We start from the raw sequence: 1,597 nt of genomic DNA, 5'->3' as shown, positions 1-1,597 counted from the left end.
GTTCAAGCGGCTTCCGGCCTTCCCTGATGCAGCCTTCCCTTCACCGGGAATTCCTTGGCTTTTGGCGCATGGGAGTCTATCACCTTAGCGGAGCCGGCCAGCGCAGGCGGGCATGCGAGACGCCGAGCACGAAGCGCCGAATGACGGATCTTTTCACCGAAAACTCCCTTTTTCACGAAATCGAGGGCAATCCGCGGCCGGAAAATGCCACCGGCGGCTCCTTCACCACGCGTGACCGCAAGAATATCCGCTACGGCCTGTTCGGCGCGGTCGCTCGCCCGATGAAGGGCACCGTGGTCCTGCTCACCGGCCGCAACGAGTGCATCGAGAAATATTTCGAAACCATCCGCAACCTTGCCGATCGCGGCTTTGGCGTCGCCACGCTCGATTGGCGCGGCCAGGGCGATTCCGACCGGCTGATCCGCGATCACCAGCGCGGCTACGTCAGCAGCTTCCGCGAGTACACCGCCGACCTCGAACAGTTCTTCGAGGAGATCGTGCTGCCCGATTGCCGCGGACCGTACTACATCCTCGCCCATTCGGCAGGTGCCTTGATCACCCTGCTTGCCGCCCCATCAATGGTGAACCGCATCCGGCGCATGGTGCTGATCGCGCCCTTCCTGACGCTGCCCGACCTGCCGGTCTCGATCTCGACGGTTCGCCACGTCTGTTCTCTGTTCTGCGCTCTCGGCCTCGGCCGGCTCTACGCCGCCTGGGGTCCGCGGCCGAGGATTACGGCCCCGTTCGAGACCAACAAGCTGACATCGGACCCGGAGCGCTATCGGCGCAACACACGGATCTATGAAGAATACCCGCAACTGGCGCTTGGCGGGCCGACGATCCGCTGGCTGCAGGCAGCCGCGAAAGCATCGGAAGCCGTCAGCGACCCCGATTTCATGGCTCGGATCCAGGTCCCGCTGCTGATCATCGCCGCCGGCGCCGACCAGGTCGTCTCGACCAGGGCCGTGGAAGCCTACGCCAGGCGTCTGCGGCTCGGTTCGCTGCTGATGATCGATGGCTCCCGCCACGAAATCCTGCAGGAAGCCGACATCTACCGCGAGCAATTGCTCGCCGCCTTCGACGCCTTCATTCCCGGCAGCGACGACCCCACAGCCTGACGGGCGCCGGTCGCTGGCCCGCTCCCCAAGGGGTGCCGCCGGCAGTAAAACGACTGCTTCAAGCGGTCGGCATCACCTGAATGGCGGCGGACGCTCGTTTAGCCGCGCAGGGCGGCCATGGCGGCGGCATGAAGTTCCGGCGTCGCCGCGGCGAGTACATCGCCGCCCTGTTCCGCCGGCCCGCCGTCGAATGTGGTGACGACGCCGCCTGCCTTCTCGATGATCGGGATCAGCGCCACGATGTCGTAGGGCTTCAATCCGGGATCGGCGACGATGTCGACGCTTCCCGAGGCGATCATGGCGAAGGCATAGCAATCGGCGCCATAGCGGGCGAGCTGGATCTGTCTTTCGAATGCATCGTAACGGTTGCGCGCCTCGCCCTTGAACAGGGCCGGCGTGGTGGTGAACAGCGTCGCCTGGTCCAACTTCGTCGTCTTGCGGGTCGTCAGTTTTCGCGGCCCGCCTGGCCCCTCATAATG

At 64.9% G+C, this 1,597-nt stretch carries 2 protein-coding genes; one reads left to right on the top strand and one right to left on the bottom strand.

The annotated features are described in order from the left end of the window. The first annotated feature begins 140 nt into the window (after window positions 1-140). Entirely contained in the window at window positions 141-1,118 is a 978-nt protein-coding gene (locus EOD15_RS33940) for an alpha/beta hydrolase (protein WP_127322237.1), read from the top strand. Between the two features lie 98 nt (window positions 1,119-1,216). Here EOD15_RS33940 and EOD15_RS33935 read toward each other — a convergent pair. Then, window positions 1,217-1,597, bottom strand: a 381-nt coding sequence (locus tag EOD15_RS33935) for an inositol monophosphatase family protein (protein ID WP_281035599.1), incomplete at its 5' end; no start/stop codon positions are given.

It is taken from the genome of Mesorhizobium sp. M7A.T.Ca.US.000.02.2.1 (genome assembly GCF_003996995.1).
Taxonomy (GTDB): Bacteria; Pseudomonadota; Alphaproteobacteria; order Rhizobiales; family Rhizobiaceae; genus Mesorhizobium.
This window is presented reverse-complemented; position numbering and strand designations above follow the sequence as displayed.